General features: G+C 40.6%; 21 protein-coding genes. 19 read left to right on the top strand and 2 right to left on the bottom strand.

Annotated elements, in window-relative coordinates:
• Window positions 1-70: 70 nt before the first annotated feature.
• The 5 genes from secA to BM102_RS08870 all read left to right on the top strand — a co-directional run bounded on the left by secA (window position 71) and on the right by BM102_RS08870 (window position 5,336).
• Window positions 71-2,641: a preprotein translocase subunit SecA gene (gene secA / locus BM102_RS08890; protein WP_090481107.1), complete on the top strand. Its 2,571-nt coding sequence runs from the start codon at window positions 71-73 to the stop codon at window positions 2,639-2,641.
• A 54-nt stretch (window positions 2,642-2,695) separates the two neighbouring features.
• Window positions 2,696-3,490 (top strand): class I SAM-dependent methyltransferase, encoded by a 795-nt coding sequence (locus BM102_RS08885; protein WP_090481104.1) that lies wholly within the window; start codon window positions 2,696-2,698, stop codon window positions 3,488-3,490.
• An 82-nt stretch (window positions 3,491-3,572) separates the two neighbouring features.
• Window positions 3,573-3,833, top strand: a complete 261-nt coding sequence (locus BM102_RS08880; protein ID WP_090481184.1) for a type II toxin-antitoxin system HicA family toxin — start codon at window positions 3,573-3,575, stop codon at window positions 3,831-3,833.
• A gap of 6 nt (window positions 3,834-3,839) precedes the next feature.
• Entirely contained in the window at window positions 3,840-4,193 is a 354-nt protein-coding gene (locus BM102_RS08875) for a type II toxin-antitoxin system HicB family antitoxin (RefSeq protein WP_090481101.1), read from the top strand.
• 333 nt (window positions 4,194-4,526) lie between these two features.
• Window positions 4,527-5,336, top strand: coding sequence for a nitroreductase family protein (locus BM102_RS08870; protein WP_090481098.1), 810 nt, complete (start codon window positions 4,527-4,529; stop codon window positions 5,334-5,336).
• A 4-nt stretch (window positions 5,337-5,340) separates the two neighbouring features.
• On the opposite strand, the gene BM102_RS08865 is transcribed toward BM102_RS08870, so the two are convergent.
• A complete protein-coding gene (locus BM102_RS08865; RefSeq protein WP_090481096.1) occupies window positions 5,341-6,198 on the bottom strand; it encodes an AraC family transcriptional regulator in 858 nt (285 codons plus the stop codon).
• A 154-nt stretch (window positions 6,199-6,352) separates the two neighbouring features.
• Between BM102_RS08865 and dapF the strand changes: the two genes are divergently transcribed.
• The 7 genes from dapF (at window position 6,353) to BM102_RS08830 (ending at window position 12,055) form a co-directional block, all read left to right on the top strand.
• Window positions 6,353-7,186: a diaminopimelate epimerase gene (gene dapF / locus BM102_RS08860; protein ID WP_074791485.1), complete on the top strand. Its 834-nt coding sequence runs from the start codon at window positions 6,353-6,355 to the stop codon at window positions 7,184-7,186.
• Window positions 7,187-7,188: 2 nt separating this feature from the next.
• Complete coding sequence (locus BM102_RS08855) at window positions 7,189-8,661, top strand: UDP-N-acetylmuramoyl-L-alanyl-D-glutamate--2,6-diaminopimelate ligase (protein ID WP_090481092.1); 1,473 nt, start codon at window positions 7,189-7,191, stop codon at window positions 8,659-8,661.
• Entirely contained in the window at window positions 8,648-9,541 is an 894-nt protein-coding gene (gene dapA / locus BM102_RS08850) for a 4-hydroxy-tetrahydrodipicolinate synthase (RefSeq protein ID WP_090481089.1), read from the top strand. The genes BM102_RS08855 and dapA overlap by 14 nt, the downstream gene beginning before the upstream one ends.
• A 2-nt stretch (window positions 9,542-9,543) precedes the next feature.
• The gene (locus BM102_RS08845; RefSeq protein ID WP_242942919.1) at window positions 9,544-10,215 is read left to right on the top strand and encodes a rhomboid family intramembrane serine protease; all 672 of its coding nucleotides are present in this window, start codon (window positions 9,544-9,546) and stop codon (window positions 10,213-10,215) included.
• Window positions 10,216-10,218: 3 nt separating this feature from the next.
• Complete coding sequence (locus BM102_RS08840; RefSeq protein WP_044936519.1) at window positions 10,219-11,211, top strand: SCP-2 sterol transfer family protein; 993 nt, start codon at window positions 10,219-10,221, stop codon at window positions 11,209-11,211.
• A gap of 12 nt (window positions 11,212-11,223) precedes the next feature.
• Window positions 11,224-11,640 (top strand): HIT family protein, encoded by a 417-nt coding sequence (locus tag BM102_RS08835; protein ID WP_044936516.1) that lies wholly within the window; start codon window positions 11,224-11,226, stop codon window positions 11,638-11,640.
• 115 nt (window positions 11,641-11,755) lie between these two features.
• Complete coding sequence (locus BM102_RS08830; protein ID WP_207646571.1) at window positions 11,756-12,055, top strand: hypothetical protein; 300 nt, start codon at window positions 11,756-11,758, stop codon at window positions 12,053-12,055.
• A gap of 44 nt (window positions 12,056-12,099) precedes the next feature.
• Here BM102_RS08830 and BM102_RS08825 read toward each other — a convergent pair whose 3' ends face one another.
• The gene (locus BM102_RS08825) at window positions 12,100-13,164 is read right to left on the bottom strand and encodes an undecaprenyldiphospho-muramoylpentapeptide beta-N-acetylglucosaminyltransferase (protein WP_044936514.1); all 1,065 of its coding nucleotides are present in this window, start codon (window positions 13,162-13,164) and stop codon (window positions 12,100-12,102) included.
• Between the two features lie 155 nt (window positions 13,165-13,319).
• On the opposite strand from BM102_RS08825, the gene BM102_RS08820 reads away from it, so the two are divergent.
• From BM102_RS08820 to dusB, 7 genes are all read left to right on the top strand, one after another.
• Window positions 13,320-13,667: a response regulator gene (locus tag BM102_RS08820; RefSeq protein WP_090481086.1), complete on the top strand. Its 348-nt coding sequence runs from the start codon at window positions 13,320-13,322 to the stop codon at window positions 13,665-13,667.
• Between the two features lie 83 nt (window positions 13,668-13,750).
• Window positions 13,751-14,944, top strand: a complete 1,194-nt coding sequence (locus tag BM102_RS08815) for a cell wall hydrolase (protein WP_049960334.1) — start codon at window positions 13,751-13,753, stop codon at window positions 14,942-14,944.
• Window positions 14,945-15,069: 125 nt separating this feature from the next.
• The gene (gene argF, locus BM102_RS08810; protein ID WP_090481083.1) at window positions 15,070-16,065 is read left to right on the top strand and encodes an ornithine carbamoyltransferase; all 996 of its coding nucleotides are present in this window, start codon (window positions 15,070-15,072) and stop codon (window positions 16,063-16,065) included.
• Window positions 16,059-16,829: a biotin--[acetyl-CoA-carboxylase] ligase gene (locus BM102_RS08805; RefSeq protein ID WP_090481080.1), complete on the top strand. Its 771-nt coding sequence runs from the start codon at window positions 16,059-16,061 to the stop codon at window positions 16,827-16,829. The genes argF and BM102_RS08805 overlap by 7 nt, the downstream gene beginning before the upstream one ends.
• Window positions 16,816-17,157, top strand: a complete 342-nt coding sequence (locus BM102_RS08800; RefSeq protein ID WP_330371741.1) for a DUF6145 family protein — start codon at window positions 16,816-16,818, stop codon at window positions 17,155-17,157. Before BM102_RS08805 ends, BM102_RS08800 begins: the two co-directional genes overlap by 14 nt.
• Complete coding sequence (locus tag BM102_RS08795; protein ID WP_044936506.1) at window positions 17,157-17,927, top strand: type III pantothenate kinase; 771 nt, start codon at window positions 17,157-17,159, stop codon at window positions 17,925-17,927. The genes BM102_RS08800 and BM102_RS08795 overlap by 1 nt, the downstream gene beginning before the upstream one ends.
• On the top strand, window positions 17,927-18,904 hold the full coding sequence (gene dusB / locus BM102_RS08790; protein WP_044936504.1) for a tRNA dihydrouridine synthase DusB: 978 nt from the start codon (window positions 17,927-17,929) through the stop codon (window positions 18,902-18,904). The genes BM102_RS08795 and dusB overlap by 1 nt, the downstream gene beginning before the upstream one ends.
• Window positions 18,905-18,974: the final 70 nt, after the last annotated feature.

The following is an 18,974-nucleotide window of genomic DNA, read 5'->3' as shown; positions in this document are numbered from 1 at the left end:
TAACTCCCTTTATTTTTGGTAAAATAATAAAAGTTTGTGGGATTTTCCCTAGTTAGGAGAGTTAACGAAAATGAGTATTATCGATAAGGTGTTTGGAACACACTCACAGCGCGAGTTAAGGCGCATCAATCCAATCGTAGATAAAATTGAATCATATAGAGAAGCTATGGGGGCTCTTACTGATGAAGAGCTTCGCCATAAGACAATAGAATACAAGGAGAGACTTGCTAACGGAGAGACACTTGATGACCTTCTTCCAGAGGCATACGCTACAGTTCGTGAAGCTGGTAAGCGTGCCCTTGGCATGGAGCACTTTAGAGTGCAGCTCATCGGTGGTGTTATTTTGCATCAGGGTCGTATCGCAGAGATGCGTACTGGTGAAGGTAAGACTCTTGTTTCAACACTTCCAGCATATCTTAACGCACTTGAGGGTAAGGGCGTTCACATCGTTACTGTAAACGATTACCTTGCAAAGCGTGATGCTGAGTGGATGGGTGAGGTGCATCGTTTCCTCGGCCTTACAGTTGGTGTTGTATTAAACGACATGTCAAAGGAAGAGCGTCAGGCAGCTTACAATTGTGATATCACATATATCACAAACAACGAGCTCGGTTTCGATTATCTTCGTGACAATATGTGTGTGTACGAAAAGGATTTGGTTCAGCGTGGTCTTCACTACTGTATCATCGATGAGGTTGACTCAGTTCTTATCGATGAGGCACGTACACCACTTATCATTTCCGGTCAGTCAGGAAAGTCTACAAAGCTTTATGAGCTTTGCGATGTTCTTGCTCGCCAGCTTCAGCGAGGCGAGGATCTTCCTGAGTTCTCAAAGATGGATGCCATCATGGGCGTTGAGCGCAACGAAACTGGTGACTTCATCGTAGATGAAAAGGACAAGGTAGTTAACCTTACAGCACAGGGTGTTGCAAAGGTTGAGCAGTTCTTCCACATCGAGAACCTTGCAGACCCAGAGAACCTTGAAATCCAGCACAACATCATCCTTGCACTTCGTGCTCACAACCTTATGTTTAAGGATCAGGATTATGTTGTTTCAGATGGTCAGGTAATGATCGTTGATTCATTCACAGGTCGTATCATGCCAGGTCGTCGTTATTCAGATGGTTTACATCAGGCTATCGAGGCAAAGGAGCGTGTAGAGGTTAAGCGCGAGTCTATGACTCTTGCAAGCATCACATTCCAGAGCTTCTTCAATAAGTATGATAAAAAGGCAGGTATGACAGGTACTGCTCTTACAGAGGAGCAGGAGTTCCGTGATATCTACGGCATGGACGTTGTAGAGGTTCCTACAAACCGTCCAGTACAGCGTATCGATCATGATGATGCTGTTTACAAGACAAAGGCTGAAAAGTACAAGGCAGTTGTTGAGGAAGTTAAAAAGGCTCACGAAAAAGGACAGCCAGTACTTGTTGGTACTATCGATATTGATATTTCAGAGCTCGTTTCAAAGATGCTTCGTCGCGAAGGAATCGAGCATAACGTATTAAATGCAAAGTATCATGAGAAGGAAGCTGAAATCGTAGCAGAGGCTGGTAAGCACGGCGCAGTTACAATCGCTACAAACATGGCTGGTCGTGGTACAGATATTAAGCTTGATGAGGAAGCTCGTGCAGCAGGTGGTCTTAAGATCATCGGTACTGAGCGTCATGAATCTCGTCGTATTGATAACCAGCTCCGTGGACGTTCAGGTCGTCAAGGAGACGTTGGTGAATCACAGTTCTTCATCTCACTTGAGGATGACCTTATGAGACTCTTCGGTTCAGATCGTCTCATCACAATGTTCAACTCTCTTGGTGTTCCAGAGGGTGAGCAGATTAAGCACAAGATGCTTTCTGATGCCATCGAAAAGGCTCAGAAGAAGATTGAGGAAAACAACTTCTCAGCTCGTAAGAACTTGCTTGATTATGATCAGGTAATGAATGAGCAGAGAGAGCTTATTTATAAGCAGCGTCGTCGTGTACTTATGGGCGAGGATATGCATGAGCAGATCATCGGTATGATTAAGGACAAGGTTGATGAATGTATCGAAAAGACTATTCCAGATGATGTTGAGACAGACCTTTGGGAGCTTCAGGAGCTTAACCACCTCCTTTGCCCAGTCATTCCAGTTCCTGTAATGACAAAGCTTTCTCTTGGTAACATCAAGGAAAAGAAGCAGCTCAAAGAAAAGCTTACAGAAATCGCACTTGATATGTACGATAAAAAGGAAAAAGAATTCGAGCAGCCAGAGCAGTTCCGTGAGGTTGAGCGAGTTATTCTTCTTAGAGTTATCGATCGCAAGTGGATGGAAGAGCTTGATGATATGGAACAGCTTCGTCAGGGTATCCGTCTTCAGGCTTATGGTAACCGTAATCCAGTTGATGAATACAAGGCAGCCAGCTACGATATGCTTGATGCAATGAACGCTGCAATCATCAATGATACACTTACAATGCTTTACAGAATCCGCATTGAAAAGAAGGTTGAGCGTGAGGAAGTAGCTAAGGTTACTGGTACAAACAAAGACGACACAGCATCTTCAGGACCAAAGGTTCGTAAGGAAAAGAAAATCTTCCCTAACGATCCATGTCCATGTGGTTCAGGATTGAAGTATAAACAATGTTGCGGTAGAGCAAAATAATATAAAGATTAGGGGCCTCATACGAAGTATGAGGCCCTTTTAAAAGGATTGAGTATGACAGATTTAGAAGAATACTATAACAAATTCAATGAGGACAAACGCCTGCGAAGCCGCCATGGAATTATGGAGTTTACTGTTACTATGAAGTATGTCCACAAATATTTAGATATGGTTGCAGCAGAGACAGGAAAAGACAAATCCAATATCCAGATTCTGGATATTGGAGCCGCCACCGGCGGCTACAGTATCCCTCTTTGGGAAGAGGGATATGATGTCACTGCGGTGGAATTGGTAAAGCACAACCTTGGTATGCTTAAAGCCAAGGGCACAGGTGTAAAGGCTTTCCAGGGAAATGCACTTAAGCTCAAGAGATTTGAGGATGAGTCTTTCGATTTAACGCTTTTGTTTGGACCTATGTATCACCTAAAGACTAGAGAAGAGCAGCTTCAGGCTTTGAAAGAAGCAAAGCGTGTTACAAAGACTGGCGGATATATTCTAGTTGCGTATGTAATGAATGAGTATGCCTTCCTGACCTATGGAATCAAAGAGGGACACGTCTTAGAGAATATTGCTGAGGGAAAGTTGGATGAAGCCTTCCACGTACGGCCGGGCGCTGATGATTTGTATATGTTTATGCGAACAGAAGATATAGCAAGTCTAAATGAGGAGGTTGGTTTAGAGCGAATGCAGATTATTTCTCCAGATGGACCGGCTAATCATATGAGAAGGGAAGTTAATGCATTATCAGAGGAACAGTTTATGCAGTTTATTAATTATCAAATGGCCGTCTGCGAGCGCGCCGACTTGCTCGGCGCCAGCGCTCATACTGTAGATATATTAAAAAAGTAAAAATTATATATTATGTAATTGGGTATTTGAAAAAAATAGAAAGGATGATAAAATGTAACTAGAATTTAGTTGCATGATTCAAATGCCAAAAAAGAAAGAGTTATTAGAAAAATTATTTAGAAAACCATATCCTAAAAACTTCACAGTTAGAGATTTAGATGCTCTTATGAGTAAATGCAATTGCGATAAATTTCAGGGAGGTAGAGGTTCAAGTATAGGATATATTCATATTAAAACAGGTAGAATAGTTCAATTTGATGGGCCACATCCAGGTAAAGAATTATATAAATATCAGATGGATATGATTAAAAAATATATAAATGATATTGGAGAAAAGGAGTAGTAGCTTATGAAATCAGATATGATGAAATATAAAGGATATCGAGCAACAGTAGGCTATGATAGCCGCGACAATATATTTATTGGAAAGGTCTTTGGGATAAAAGATTCATTGAATTTTCATGGAAGCTCAATTGAAGAATTAGAGAATTCTTTTCATGATTCTATTGATAATTATTTGGAAATATGTGAAAAATATGGAAAGGTTCCAGAAAAAGAGTTTTCAGGAACATTCAATGTAAGAACATCACCAGAGATTCATGAAAAAGCTTCAGTGTATGCAGCAGAAAATGGATGTACTTTAAATCAAGTTGTCACAATGGCAATGGAATTATTCTTAAGAAAAAAGACAATGAAAATATAAAACAAAAGCAGCTAATCGACTTAGTCGATGTAGCTGCTTTTTAAATAATCTATAAATGTCATAACCTTGCCGTTTTCGCTGTCAAATAACTCTCTGAAAATGTTCATGTCAAAACCTCCTATAAACATTTTTATCAATCAACATCTATAGAATACCATGATTTCTGAAAACTTCCATTGAGAAGTTATACAAATTATACAATTTACACAATCACAAAATGTATATAATGCACAAAAAGAGTGCGATTAACCCGCTATAACATAAATCTATAACACTTTAGATTGATTTAGCGCAATTAAATAGTATAATGTAAATTAATTGGAGGTACGGTATATGTTTTTTGATGATGTAAAAAATAGAAGAAGTGTTAGAACTTTTGATGGAGAGGGATTAACTCAAGAAGAATTAAAGGATTTACAGGCTTACTCTACAAGCATTGTAAACCCATACAATATCCCAGTTGAATTTGTGTTTTTAAATAAGGAAGATCATGATTTATCGAGCCCAGTTCTATCTGGCGAAAAGCATTATATTTCAGCAAAAGTCAAAAAAGGCGAAAATGCAGATGTTGCCTATGGCTATAGTTTTGAAGAATTATTAATGTATGCGGAAAGTAAAGGAATGGGTTCAGTTTGGATTGGTGGAACAATGCCAAGAGATAAATTTGAAGCAGCTTCAAATCTTCAGGAAGATGAAATTATGCCATGCATGAGCCCTATTGGATATAGGGCAGATAAAATGGGCGTTAAAGAAGTACTCATGAGAAAAGGCGTAAAAGCCGACACAAGATTCGACTTTTCAGAGCTATTCTTTAAAGGCGATTTCAACACTCCGCTTACACAGGATGAGGCAAAGGAATGTGGCATTCTTTTAGCTCTTGAGGCAGTTCGCCTTGCACCATCAGCTGTAAATAAACAGCCATGGCGAGTTGTAGTAACAGAAAGTGGCGTTCATTTCTACGAGAAAAATGACCGTGGTTACGATAATGGCACATATGATTTGCAGAAAGTAGATTTAGGAATCGCCATGTATCATTTTGAAAACCAGTGCCGCGAAGAAGGCAAGCAGCTTACATTTAAGCTTGCAGATCCAGGAATTGCCATCCCAGAAAAAACAGAATATATTGCAAGCTACTTATTCTAATAGATTAAAATGACAGTGAGGCCTGTGACATAGCCTTTTTCTTAGGGCTAGTGCCATAGGTCTTTTTGTATGCTCTGAGGAAAGTAGAATATGTACCAAAGCCGGCTTGCTCAGCAGCATCTACGATAGCAACACCAGAATTAATCAGGGATTGAGCTAATGACAGTCGCTTAATTGAAATATAGTTTCCAATGGTGTAGCCAGTTTCATCTTTGAACGTGTGCATCAAATAATATCGTGAAAGGTAAAATTGCCCCGCGATTGTATCCACAGATAAATCTTCCGCTAAATGTTCGTTTATATAATGAATGATTTCACCAATCTTTGAGCCGGCATAATTAGTAGAAATATATTCCACCTCATCGCTGATTGCTGCCCTGTTAAGTTCGATCATGAATTCCAAAAACAGCACCTGCATAAACAGCTCATTGGCATAATCATCCTTACCAAGATTTGCAGTAAGCTTTCCGACAGCAGCGGCAACCCGTGAATTCTTAAAAGAATGAAGTCTCAAAACATGGGAACCTTTTTCCATGGCATTTCTAAAGCAATATGATAAATCATTTCCCTCTCGACTATACTCCGCCAAAAACTCCTTCGAAATATAAATGATGATTCTTTCATATGGGGAATCATCGTGGAAAATAGGGCGGTGAACCTCTCCGGCACTGACAAAAACAATATCATCGGCTTGCAAATCGAAAGTCTGCCCTTCTATTGAATAGGAAGTATTTCCAGATAAATGAATGAGCACCTTATGGAAATCGTGATAGTGAAAATCTATCTCGCCCAAATTGGAATCCACAAGATGAAAAATCTTGAAATTATCGTATAAATAACCTTTTTTAGAGTATCTATCCATGGAAACCTCCTAAAATATCTTAAATTTATTATATATCTATCAGCACTATTTGCAATAATTTAAGCACAAAGCGGCATTATAATATTAAAAAGTGCGGAGTATACTTGTGGTATGATAGAAACAGTACAGTTAACTAGTTTCGAAAGGACAACTTATGAAATTTACAAAAATGCATGGCTGCGGTAACGACTACGTTTATGTAAACCTTTTTGAGGAGCAGCTTGATAACCCAGCAGAAGTTTCTATTAAAGTTAGCGACAGACATTTTGGAATCGGTTCAGACGGTCTCATTACAATTGGTCCATCTGACAAGGCAGATTTCAGAATGCATATATATAACGCTGATGGTTCAGAGGCAGAGATGTGTGGCAACGGAATTCGTTGCGTTGCTAAATATGTCTACGACCACAAGCTTACAGACAAAACAGAAATCACAGTAGAGACAGGAGCCGGAGTTCTTACTCTTATCCTTTATCCTGAAAATGGCAAGGTTCAGCAGGTTCGCGTAGATATGGGAGAGCCAATTCTTACACCTGCAGACATCCCAGTGGTTTCTCAGAATGACAAGGTCATCGATGAACCAATCGAAGTTGGCGGCAAAACATGGAACATGACATGTGTTTCTATGGGAAACCCACATGCAGTTGTTTTTGTAGATGACACAGCAAGCTTCCCACTTGAGACATACGGTCCACTTTTTGAAAATCATGAAAGATTTCCAAAGCGCACCAACACAGAATTTGTTCAAATCATTAGCCGAACAGAGGCTAATATGCGAGTTTGGGAGCGAGGCAGCGCCGAGACGTGGGCATGCGGCACAGGAACATGCGCCACTGTTATGGCATGCATCCTTAACGGAAAGACAGAAGACAAAGTATTAGTTCACCTGAGAGGTGGCGACCTTACTATAGAATACGACCGCGCAAGCAATCACGTATTCATGACAGGTCCAGCAACCGAGGTATTTTCAGGAGAAATAGAGGTATAAAAATGAAATTAACAACTCTTTTAGAAGAATTAGACTATGAGTTATTCGCAGGAGAATTAGACCGCGAAATATCTACACTTACATACGATTCAAGAAAAGTAGAGAAGGATTCAGTGTTTGTCTGCATCTCAGGTACAGTTAGAGATGCCCACGATTTCATCCCTGATGTAATCGAAAAGGGAGCAGGCACGATCATTATCGAAAAAGATGTTGAAGCAGTTCCAGGCGTTACTTACATTAAGGTAAAGAACAGCCGTCAGGCCCTTGCAATCCTTTCAGCTGCATATTTCGGTCATCCAGCAAAGGAGCTTAAGACAATCGGTATCACCGGAACAAAGGGCAAGACAACTACCACATACATGGTAAAGTCAATCCTTGAAAAGGCTGGTATCAAGACAGGTCTTATTGGCACAATCGAGTCTATTGTTGGTGAGGAGCGTATCCCAGCTGTAAACACAACACCAGAGTCTTACAGAGTTCAGGAGCTTTTCAGACAGATGGTAGATGCTGGTCTTGATGCTGTTGTTATGGAAGTAAGTTCACAGGCGCTAATGCTTCACAGAGTTTCAGGTTTCACTTTTGATATTGGCGTATTTACAAACCTTGAGCCAGATCACATCGGTGAGAATGAGCACAAGGATTTTGAGGATTATATGCACTGCAAGAGCCTTCTTTTCCAGCAGTGTAAGGTTGGTATCTTCAACGGAGACAGCGAGCACATCGATGGTATCCTTAAGGGACACACATGCGATGTTGTTAAATATGGCTACGGCAAGGACAACGACCTTATAGCAGAAAATGTTGAGCTTCTCAAGGAGCACGGCGCTCTCGGAGTTAAGTATCACATCGCCGGCAAGGAAAACATGGATGTTGAGGTAAATGTTCCAGGAACATTCTCTGTTTACAACTCACTTACAGCAGTTGCAATCTGCAAGCAGTTTGATGTTGCAGAGGATAAAATCAAGGCAGCTCTCAAGGATGTTCATGTAAAGGGACGTATCGAGCTTGTTCCAGTTTCAAAGAAATTTACAGTCATGATTGACTATGCACATAATGCAATGGCCTTGGACAGCCTTCTCACAACTTTAAAGGCTTATGAGCCAGGCAGATTGGTATGCCTCTTTGGCTGTGGTGGAAACCGTGCAAAGAGCCGTCGTTATGAAATGGGAGAGGTAAGCTCAAAGCTTGCTGATCTTACAGTCGTCACATCAGACAACCCTCGTAACGAGGAGCCAATGGACATTATCAACGACATCTTAATCGGCGTTAAAAAGGCTGATGGAGAATACGTAACAATCCCTGACCGCAAGGAAGCAATCCGCTATTGCCTTGTGAATGCAAAAGAAGGGGATATTGTGGTACTTGCAGGTAAGGGCCACGAGGATTATCAGGAAATTAAGGGTGTTAAGCACCACATGGATGAGCGCGAGCTTATCGCAGAGATTATTAAGGAGGATGGACATGACATTATTTAAGGGAGCTGGAGTAGCACTAATCACTCCATTTAACGAAGATGATACCGTAAATTATGACATGCTCGGAACTTTAATTGATAGACAGATTGAAGGCCATACAGATGCAATCGTTGTGTGCGGTACAACAGGCGAGCCAGCCACAATGACTGAGGAAGAAAAGCTTTCAGTTATAGATTTTACAGTAAAACGTGTTAATCATAGAATTCCTGTTATTGCGGGAGCAGGATCCAATTCTACAAAGCTTGTTATCGATTTTTCAAAGAAGCTTGAAAAGCTTGGTGTAGATGGTCTTCTTATTGTTACGCCTTTCTACAACAAGGCTACACAGCAGGGCTTGTACGAGCACTACACAGCAATCGCTCATGAAGTAAAACTTCCAATCATCATGTACAACGTACCTAGCCGTACAGGATGCAACATCCAGCCAGAAACAGCTATGCGTCTTGGCCTTGAGAATTCAAATATCGTAGGAATCAAGGAAGCAAGCGGAGATATTTCTCAGATTACAAAGCTTGCCAGCCTCTGCAGAGGATGCCTTGATATCTATTCAGGAAATGACGACCAGGTTATTCCAATTCTTTCACTTGGTGGAATCGGAGTAATATCCGTACTTTCAAATGTTGCACCACAGGGTACACATGACATGGTTATGGAATACCTCAATGGCAACGAAGAAAAGGCTAGAAGATTACAGCTTGATTACCTTGAGCTAGTGGATGCATTGTTCTGTGAAGTAAATCCAATCCCTGTTAAATCTACAATGAATATGTTAGGATTTAATGTAGGAAGCCTTAGACTTCCACTTACGGAGATGGAGGAAGAGCACAAAGTGGCTATGAGTAAGCTCTTACACAGAATGCCACAGGAAATGCTAGCATAGTTTTGAGGGACGAGTATTTTAATCCAAAGGAAACACCAATAACATATATATTGGTAGCTATAAATATCATTACATTCATAGTGTTGGAAATCATGGGAAACACTACGGATGGTTTATTCATGCTGTTAAATGGTGCCATGAACCCAAACAAAGTACTTGTGGAGGGGGAGTGGTATCGTCTTCTTACAGCTACATTCATGCATTTTGGAATTGAACATTTGATGAATAACATGCTGCTTTTATTCTTGCTTGGTCAGATTTTCGAACGAGCAGTGGGGCCAGTGCGTTATTTGGGAATTTATTTAGGGTCAGGACTTACTGGCTCTTTTTTGTCATTCTTTTTTATGTGTTTGATGGGAAAAAATGATATTGTGGCTGGAGCATCCGGCGGAATATTTGGAATAGTTGGTGGAATGCTTATCGTTATTCTTGTACACAAAGGAAAATATAAAGGAATAAGCACCAAGAGAATGCTGATTATGGCAGGACTTACTCTTTATTTTGGATTTGCCTACGCCGGAACAGATAATGTAGGCCACCTGGGAGGACTTACTGCAGGCATAATCATTACATTCTTTACCTACGGAATTCCTACATTAATAAAGGGGTCACACGTTGATTTTGAGTCCGAAAAAAATTATACTTTAAAACAGGATGATATCAATGAGGAATGATGTATGAAAGTTAATATCTATTACGGCGGAAGAGGCCTTTTGGAGGACCCAACTTTATATGTAATTAACAAAATGGAGCAGGTTTTAACCGAGCTTCAGGTTGAGGTTCGCCTTTACAATATTTACGAACAAAAGAATGCAATCTCTATGCTTCCACAGACACTTAAGGATGCAGATGGAATCATTCTTGCAACCACAGTGGAATGGCTTGGAATTGGTGGCTATATGAATCAGTTTTTGGATGCATGTTGGTTATATGCAGACAAATCAGCCCTTGCTACCACATATATGCAGCCAGTTGTAATGTCTACGACCTACGGCGAGCGTGAGGCTATGGTTACACTTGAAAATGCGTGGGAGATTCTTGGCGGTTTGCCATGTTCTGGCTTCTGCGGATACGTGGAAGATCTTAAAGAATTCAGAGAAAATGCGGAATATGCTCACATCATCGAAAAGAAAGTTGAGACACTTTACCGTACAATTTCACAGCATACAAAGGGATTGCCAACCAGCAATCAGGCTGTCACACGAAGTATTCTTAGAACAGCTCAGCTTGAGCTTTCTCCACAGGAATCAGAGCAGCTTTCAAAGTTTGTATCTGACGATGAATATGTTCAAACACAAAAGGCAGATATCGCTGATTTGACAAGCATGTTCAGAGATATGATGGGACAGAAGCAGGAAGACAGCACCAATGAATACATAAATGATTTCAAGGTTCACTTTAGAGGAAACCCTGAATTCTATGCAAAATATCTCTTTATGGTAGAGGGAAAAAGCCAGCCATTATTTATGAATGTAATGGGTGAGCAGCTTGAATGTCACTACGGCAAAGAGGACAATATCGATGTTTACATGAAGCTTTCAGGCTCAATCATGGACAACATCGTGGCCGGCCGTGAAACATTCCAGCGTGCATTTTCAGTAGGTGATATGACAGCAAAGGGCAATTTCAGAACCCTTCGCATGCTTGACGAAATATTCACTTTTAGCTAGGAGGATAATGTAATGAAGGACAACAATTGTATTTTTTGTAAGTTGGCAAATGGAGATATTCCAACAAATTCTATTTTTGAGGATAATGATTTTAAGGTGATTTTGGACGCAGATCCTGCTACAAAAGGACATGCACTTATCCTTCCAAAGAATCATTTTGCAAACCTTCTTGAGGCAGATGATGATGTGCTTGAAAAGGCATTACCACTTGCTAAAAAAATAGCAAATAAAATGAAGGCAGAACTTGGCTGCGCCGGCGTAAATATCGTACAAAACAATGGTGAGGCAGCAGGTCAGACAGTCCATCATTTGCACATCCACATTATCCCAAGATATGAGGATGATCCTGATAAAACAATCTGCGGATGGAGCCATCAGTCATTCACTGATGAAGAGACAGCAGAAGTTGTAAAGAAATTATCATTATAAAAGAATAGTAAGAAGAATTATTTTAAAAATATTTAACTAATCTCTTGACTCTGATTGTTAAGAAATTTATAATTTACAGGTATGTTAATTTCATAACAAAAAGGAGAGAAGAGATATGGACAACAATATGAACTTTGACCCAATGACAGGTCAGCCAGTTAATCAGCAGCCTGTATACCAGCAGCCTGTAGTTGATGAGACAGTTGGTTTAGGTGAGTGGATGCTCACAACACTTCTTTGCTGTATTCCAATCGTAAACATCGTATTGATGTTTGTTTGGTCATTCAGCAACAACACAAAGCCATCAAAGAAGAATTGGGCAAGAGCTGCACTTATCTGGGTAGCTATCGTGTTAGTACTTTACATCATTTTGATCGCTGTTTTCGGCGCTGCAATTGCATCATCAATGTACTAAGATAAAAATAGGAGCAGGTACTTAATGTACCGGCTCCTTTCTTTTTACTTATTTATATCTGTTATAAGCTTCAAAATAGTGCTATTAGCATCTAGCAAATGGCTTGATGCCATGGTTTCTTTTATAGAATCTCTTCTATCATAAACATCTTTTACAGCATTAATAAGAATCTCTGATGTAAGTTCCTCTTCCTGAAGAACAGTTGAAAATCCTTGTTTTTTATAGCTTTCAGCGTTAAGAATCTGATCTCCACGGCTAGCTGCAGCTGAAAGTGGAATAAGGATATTTGGTATTTTCAAAGCAAGAATCTCACATATTGAATTTGCGCCTGCGCGGCTAATCATCAAATCTGTCATAGCGAACACATCGTTTAATTGTTCACTGACAAACTCATATTGTTGATAACCTGCCTTGCCTTCTAAATCCTTGTTGATATTTCCCTTACCAACTAAATGAACAATCTGGAAATCTGCAAGTAAAGTATCAAGTGATTCCCAAACAGCATTGTTTATAAAACGGGAACCAATGCTTCCACCCATAATTAGAATTACAGGCTTGTCGGCAGTAAATCCCGTGAACTCAAGACCCTTTTCCTTTGAGCCAGTGAAAAGCTCACGACGAATAGGCGAGCCAGTGTGAACTGCTTTGCCTTCTGGAAGATACTGAAGTGTTTCAGGGAAGTTGCAGCAAACTTTTGTAGCAAATGGAATAGCAAGCTTGTTGGCAAGTCCTGGAGTCATATCAGACTCATGAATAATAGAAGGAACATGCTGACGAGCAGCCGCCATAACAACTGGTACAGAAACAAATCCACCTTTTGAGAACACAACATCTGGCTGAATGTGCTTGAGCAATTGATTTGCCTCGGAAAAGCCCTTGATTACTCTGAAAGGATCAGTGAAGTTCTTCCAGTCGTGATATCTGCGAAGCTTACCAGATGAAATACCATAGTAAGTGATACCGGCATTTTCTACCAATTTCTTTTCGATTCCAGTGTATGAACCGATGTAGTAGATTTCATAGCCCTGCTCCTTGAGAAGAGGAGCCAAAGCTAGGTTTGGTGTGACATGACCAGCGGTGCCTCCGCCTGTCATTACTATCTTTTTCATATAGAACCTCTTATATAAATATAAAGTATTTTTATTTGAACATTTACATGATAACAATCGTGAATTAAAAGTCAAATAATAGTACAATCCTGCGAAAATACGTGATAGAATTAGTTATGGAGAATAACTATTATGAAAAAAGGGGAATATAGTTAATGAAAGTATTAATAGTTGATGACGAACTTTTTGCGAGACGCACTTTGGAAAGAATCCTTTCTGATGACGCAGAAATTATCGAGGCACAGGATTGTTACGACGCATACACTATGTATGAAGTATTTCATCCTGATGTAGTAATCACAGATATTATGATGAAGGGTGGCATCGGTGGAGATTGGTTGATTGATAAACTTCTTCAGCTTGATGAGCATGCCAAAATCATAGTTTGCTCAGGCAGACAGAAGACAGATTTGCTTAAATATAAGCTTATGGGAGCTAAGTATTGCATCCAAAAACCAATTAAATATCAAGAGCTTTGGGACTGTATTGATGCCGTAATTTGACAAAAAATTGTAAGAATGTTATATTAGCCTTCGTAACAAAGTTGTAATAAATAGAATTTTTTTGTAAAAAACAACGGAGGCTTATGGTTAAATTTAGCAATTATCTTGCTGCAGCGTACGATAAAAATCGAAAGTATATCAATAAGCGTACTATGCAGTCAGGAGCTCTTGCAGTAGCATTGATGCTCTTATTTACAGGCGCATACACAGGCGCACCTGAGGAAGAGGTTTCTACTACAGCTGTAGAAGTTCAGCCAACTAGCACAGCAGGTGTATTCTCAGCAGTATCATCAATGGAGCTCACAGCAGGAGATTCAAGTCTGGTTTATGCATCAGCGGATGTTACAGTGGTTGCGTCTACAACAGATCAGGTTGAGCCTGATTTAGAAGATGAATATGATGAGTGGGCAGACAAGGTTATGGCACAGGTTGACGATTATCTTTCCATTCGTTCAGAAGCCAGCTCAGATTCAGAAGTTATTGGAAAGCTTCGTTCTGGCGATGTTGCTACACTCGTAGATGTTTTTGACGGATGGTACGAAATCGAGTCAGGTAATGCACACGGCTTTGTATCAGCAGATTTCTGCGTCACAGGCATCGAAGCTTACGAGCTTGCAATGGATGTATGTGATACATACGCTACAACAGATGTAGCAGGACTTCGCATTCGTAGCGAAGCTTCAGAGGATTCTAGCATCCTCAAGGTTGTTTCTAAGGGAACAAAGCTTACAGTTAATTCTGATGCAGAGGTAGTTGATGGCTGGGTAGCAGTTACATCAGCAGGCGTATCAGGATATGTTAAGGCAGAGTATGTCCAGGTGGACATGGTTACTGGCGAAGCTATCACTCTTGAAGAAGAGGCAGAGGCTAAGGCTGCAGCAGAGGAAGCAGCACGTCAGGCAAAGGAGGCAGCAGCTGCTGCCGCTGCAGCAAATCAAAGCATTATTGATTCTGCAGACGATGTTACTCTTCTTGCAGCAATCATTCAGATTGAAGCAGGAAACGAGATTTATGAGGGCCAGGTTGCAGTTGGTTCTGTTGTTATGAACAGAGTTCGCAGCGGTTCTTATGCAAACACAATCAGCGGAGTTATTTTCGCTAAGGGACAGTTTGCAACTTCACGTATGTCATCAGTTATCTCAAAGGGACCAAAGGCTTCTTGTATTCAGGCAGCTTACGATGCCCTTGCAGGTGTTGATACAACAGGTGGCGCAACACACTTTAGACGCGCAGGTTCAAAAGATGGACTTATCATTGGTAACCACGTTTTCTACTAGTTTTAAATATATTGATAATGATGCAAAAAATCGAGCTCTTGGGCTTTACCCAAGAGCTCTTTTATTGTATAATGCATAATTAATTACAATAAATGCATAAATATACATCACTAAGGAGGTACGTTATGAGCTTAAAGGGAAAGAACTATTTAAAGATGTTGGACTTAACTACTGAGGAAATCAATTATCTTATTGATTTATCTATTCAGCTTAAGGCTGAAAAGAAGCAGGGTAAGTCTCAAAAGGATTACATGGCCGGAAAGAATATTGCATTGATTTTTGAAAAGACATCAACACGTACCAGATGTTCATTTGAAGTTGCAGCCTACGATATGGGGGCTAATGTAACTTACCTGGATCCATCAGGCTCTCAGATTGGCAAAAAGGAATCTATTGCCGATACAGCACGCGTACTTGGTCGCATGTATGATGGAATCGAGTACCGTGGATTTGAGCAGACTATCGTAGAGGACCTTGCAAAATATGCAGGCGTACCAGTATGGAATGGTCTTACAAATGAATCACATCCTACACAGATGATTGCAGATATGATGACAATAAAGGAACATTTTGGCAAACTTGAGGGAATAAAGTTTGTATATATGGGCGATGCCCGTTATAATATGGGTAATTCCCTTATGGTTACTTGTGCAAAGCTTGGTATGGATTTTGTGGCTTGCACAAACAAAAAATATTTCCCAGAGGAGTCACTTGTAAAGCAGTGCCAGGACATTGCAAGCAATACAGGAGCTACAATCACACTTACAGAAGATGTAGCAGAGGGCTGCAAGGATGCTGATGTTATCTACACAGATGTGTGGGTATCAATGGGCGAGCCTGATGAGGTTTGGGCAGAGCGTATTAACGACCTTAGCCCATATCAGGTAAATGCAAAGGCATTTTCTTATGCAAAGCCTGATGCAAAATTCATGCATTGCCTTCCTGCTTTCCACGATTTGAATACCACAATCGGCAAGCAGATTCATGACAAATTTGGAATAGACTGTATGGAAGTTACAGACGAAATTTTTGAAGGCGAGCATTCAATAGTATTTGATGAGGCAGAAAACCGCATGCATTCCATCAAGGCTATTATGTATGCAACATTAGGTTCATGTTAGAGGAAATACGATACGAATATTACGAATCAGTAGATTCAACAAACGACAGAATTAAGGAACGTGCTCATGACAACGAAGCACAGGGACTAGTTATTTCAGCAGGCACACAAACTGCAGGAAAGGGCCGCATCGGAAGAAAGTGGGAATCACCTACAAAGGATTCAGTATCCACCTCGCTTTTGCTTAGACCAGATGACATCTCATTAGAAGCTATTCCAACAATCACTGTAGTTGCGGCAATGGCAGTTAGGGATGCGTTATCAAACCTATATGGCCTAGAGGGCAAAATAAAATGGCCAAACGATATCGTGTTGGGCGGCAAGAAAATCTGCGGTATTCTCACCGAGATGGAAATGAAGGACAACAAGGTTTGGTACGTTGTAGTAGGTATTGGTGTCAACGTTCACAACACTCAGTTCCCAGAAGAGATTGCGTTCAAGGCTACTTCAGTAGATATTGAGCTTAAAAAGCAATCCGGGGAAAAAGGACATCGTTCCGAAATCACAAAGGCTATCTGGGAGAGCTTTCAGAAGTACTACAACATCTTCATTAAGACCCAGGATATGTCCGGCCTTAAGGAAGAATACGAAAGATATCTTGCTAATCTGAACGAACGTGTTAGAATAGAGGCTCAGGAGAATTCCTACGAAGCGATTGCTAGAGGAATCGATGACCGCGGCCAGCTCATCATAGAAGTTGACGGTCAGCAACAAATAATTAGTACAGGAGAGGTTTCTGTTAGAGGAATCTATGGATACATTTGATATGGAAGAAGAAGTAGTATTATGCGGCGCCAGCTGCTACACTAAAAAATTTTATTTGAATCCGGACTTCGAGGGACTCCCTCCAATGATTAAGGATGAATTAAAAATCATGTGCGTTATGTACACTGAAGAAGTTAGTGGAACAATTCAGTTCATCTACGAAGAGGATGGCAGTCTCAGAATCGACGTAGATCACAACGAAGATGATTTACTCTATGACGAGATTGGCTCTGCACTTGAAGTAAAAAGAATGCAGAGAGAACGCACAGAGTTATTCGAGGCACTTGAGACATACTATAAAGTAGTTTTCCTTGGGGAGGGCATGTAATGTTACTAACAATCGACGTTGGAAATACAAATATCACTATGGGAGTTTTTGATGGAGATACTCTCCTTGGCAACTTCCGTATCACTACAAAGATAAACAGAACATCAGATGAGTTCGGTATCGTAATCAAGGATATTCTTCGTTCAAACGATTTGGACGCATCCAAGGTAAACGATGTTATCATCGCATCTGTAGTTCCTAATGTAATGCACTCTCTTACAAGTGCAATCATCAAGTATTTTGATATTCAGCCTATCATCGTTGAGGCTGGTATCAAGACAGGCATTCGAATCGCTACAGAGAATCCAAAGCAGATTGGTGCAGACAGAATTGTTGATGCAGCAGGCGCTTATGAGCTCTACGGTGGTCCAGTTCTTGTAATTGATTACGGCACAGCCACCACTTACGATTTGGTTGATGGAAATGGAGCATTTGTTTCAGGTGTAACAGCGCCTGGTATCCGCATCAGCGCAAAGGCTCTTTGGGAGGATGCAGCAAAGCTTCCTGAAATCGAAATTAAGAAGCCTGAAAAGATTCTTGCAAAGGAAACAATCTCATCTATGCAGGCTGGTCTTGTGTACGGTCAGATTGGTCAGACAGAATACATCGTAAAACACATGATAGAAGAGAGTGGCTATGACAACGTCAAGGTTGTAGCAACAGGTGGACTTGGCAATCTTATTGCCAGCGAAACAAAGTGCATCGACATCTACAATCCAAATCTTACACTCTATGGAATGAAGTTTATTTATAACAAGCAAAAGAGATAATGATTAATAAATTAAAAATTGGAAATGTAACACTAGACAATAATTTAATTTTGGCACCAATGGCAGGCGTAACAGACCTGCCATTTCGTCTGTTATGCAAAGAGCAGGGAGCTGCACTTTGCTGCATGGAAATGGTTAGCGCCAAGGGCATCTACTACAACAATAAAAATACAGAAAGCCTTCTTACTGTAGATGAAAGAGAGCGCCCAGTTAGCCTTCAGCTTTTTGGCTCAGACCCAGAAATCATGGCAGCTATGGCGGCCAAAATCGAGCATCGTAATTTCGATATTCTTGATATCAATATGGGATGCCCAGTGCCAAAGGTAGTTAATAACGGCGACGGTTCTGCACTTATGAAGAATCCTAAATTGGCAGGAGAAATCATTGAAAAGATGGTTAAGGCAATAGACAAGCCTGTTACTGTTAAGATTCGCAAGGGATTTGACGATGAACATATTAACGCGGTAGAGATGGCTCACATCGCACAGGAATCTGGTGCAGCTGCAGTTGCAGTCCACGGACGTACTCGTGAGCAATACTATTCTGGAAAAGCAGATTGGAGTATTATTGCTGACGTTAAAAATGCAGTATCAATTCCTGTAATTGGCAATGGCGATATTCTTGATGCAAAGGATGTGATCGCCATGAAGGAGCAGACAAACTGCGATGGATTTATGATTGGTCGTGGAGCACAGGGCAATCCTTGGATATTCCATCAGATTCTCCATTACTTCGAAACAGGAGAGCTGATTGGTAAACCACCTATCGAGGAGATGATAGACACCATGCTTCGTCATGCAAGACTTCAAATCGAATTCAAAGGGGATTACCTTGGAATCAGAGAAATGCGAAAGCACGCAGCTTGGTACACCGCTGGATACAAGGGCGCAAGCAAGCTTAGAGGCATGATAAACGATGTAGAATCATACGAAGAATTAGAAGCCCTTTTCCACAACTTTTTGGCAAATTTTAAATAATTTATGAATTAATTTGGAATTCTTGACATCAATATGTGGGTGGCTTATAATTCACTAAGTTATTGAAGTT

Source organism: Pseudobutyrivibrio sp. JW11, from assembly GCF_900115355.1.
In the GTDB taxonomy this organism is placed as follows: domain Bacteria; phylum Bacillota; class Clostridia; order Lachnospirales; family Lachnospiraceae; genus Pseudobutyrivibrio; species Pseudobutyrivibrio ruminis.
Note: the sequence above shows the minus strand (reverse complement) of the source record. Positions and strands in the feature narration are given on the sequence as shown.

Bases quoted from the DNA above. Each gene is read 5' to 3' on its own strand.
- BM102_RS08870 (WP_090481098.1), top strand. From the start codon at position 4,527: ATGTTTTTTGATGATGTAAAAAATAGAAGAAGTGTTAGAACTTTTGAT.
- argF (WP_090481083.1), top strand. From the start codon at position 15,070: ATGAGCTTAAAGGGAAAGAACTATTTAAAGATGTTGGACTTAACTACT.
- BM102_RS08805 (WP_090481080.1), top strand. From the start codon at position 16,059: ATGTTAGAGGAAATACGATACGAATATTACGAATCAGTAGATTCAACA.
- BM102_RS08825 (WP_044936514.1), bottom strand. From the start codon at position 13,164: ATGAAAAAGATAGTAATGACAGGCGGAGGCACCGCTGGTCATGTCACA.
- dusB (WP_044936504.1), top strand. From the start codon at position 17,927: ATGATTAATAAATTAAAAATTGGAAATGTAACACTAGACAATAATTTA.
- secA (WP_090481107.1), top strand. From the start codon at position 71: ATGAGTATTATCGATAAGGTGTTTGGAACACACTCACAGCGCGAGTTA.
- BM102_RS08880 (WP_090481184.1), top strand. From the start codon at position 3,573: ATGCCAAAAAAGAAAGAGTTATTAGAAAAATTATTTAGAAAACCATAT.
- BM102_RS08875 (WP_090481101.1), top strand. From the start codon at position 3,840: ATGAAATCAGATATGATGAAATATAAAGGATATCGAGCAACAGTAGGC.
- BM102_RS08835 (WP_044936516.1), top strand. From the start codon at position 11,224: ATGAAGGACAACAATTGTATTTTTTGTAAGTTGGCAAATGGAGATATT.
- BM102_RS08830 (WP_207646571.1), top strand. From the start codon at position 11,756: ATGGACAACAATATGAACTTTGACCCAATGACAGGTCAGCCAGTTAAT.
- BM102_RS08885 (WP_090481104.1), top strand. From the start codon at position 2,696: ATGACAGATTTAGAAGAATACTATAACAAATTCAATGAGGACAAACGC.
- BM102_RS08855 (WP_090481092.1), top strand. From the start codon at position 7,189: ATGAAATTAACAACTCTTTTAGAAGAATTAGACTATGAGTTATTCGCA.
- BM102_RS08815 (WP_049960334.1), top strand. From the start codon at position 13,751: ATGGTTAAATTTAGCAATTATCTTGCTGCAGCGTACGATAAAAATCGA.
- BM102_RS08820 (WP_090481086.1), top strand. From the start codon at position 13,320: ATGAAAGTATTAATAGTTGATGACGAACTTTTTGCGAGACGCACTTTG.
- BM102_RS08840 (WP_044936519.1), top strand. From the start codon at position 10,219: ATGAAAGTTAATATCTATTACGGCGGAAGAGGCCTTTTGGAGGACCCA.
- BM102_RS08795 (WP_044936506.1), top strand. From the start codon at position 17,157: ATGTTACTAACAATCGACGTTGGAAATACAAATATCACTATGGGAGTT.
- BM102_RS08800 (WP_330371741.1), top strand. From the start codon at position 16,816: ATGGATACATTTGATATGGAAGAAGAAGTAGTATTATGCGGCGCCAGC.
- dapA (WP_090481089.1), top strand. From the start codon at position 8,648: ATGACATTATTTAAGGGAGCTGGAGTAGCACTAATCACTCCATTTAAC.
- dapF (WP_074791485.1), top strand. From the start codon at position 6,353: ATGAAATTTACAAAAATGCATGGCTGCGGTAACGACTACGTTTATGTA.
- BM102_RS08865 (WP_090481096.1), bottom strand. From the start codon at position 6,198: ATGGATAGATACTCTAAAAAAGGTTATTTATACGATAATTTCAAGATT.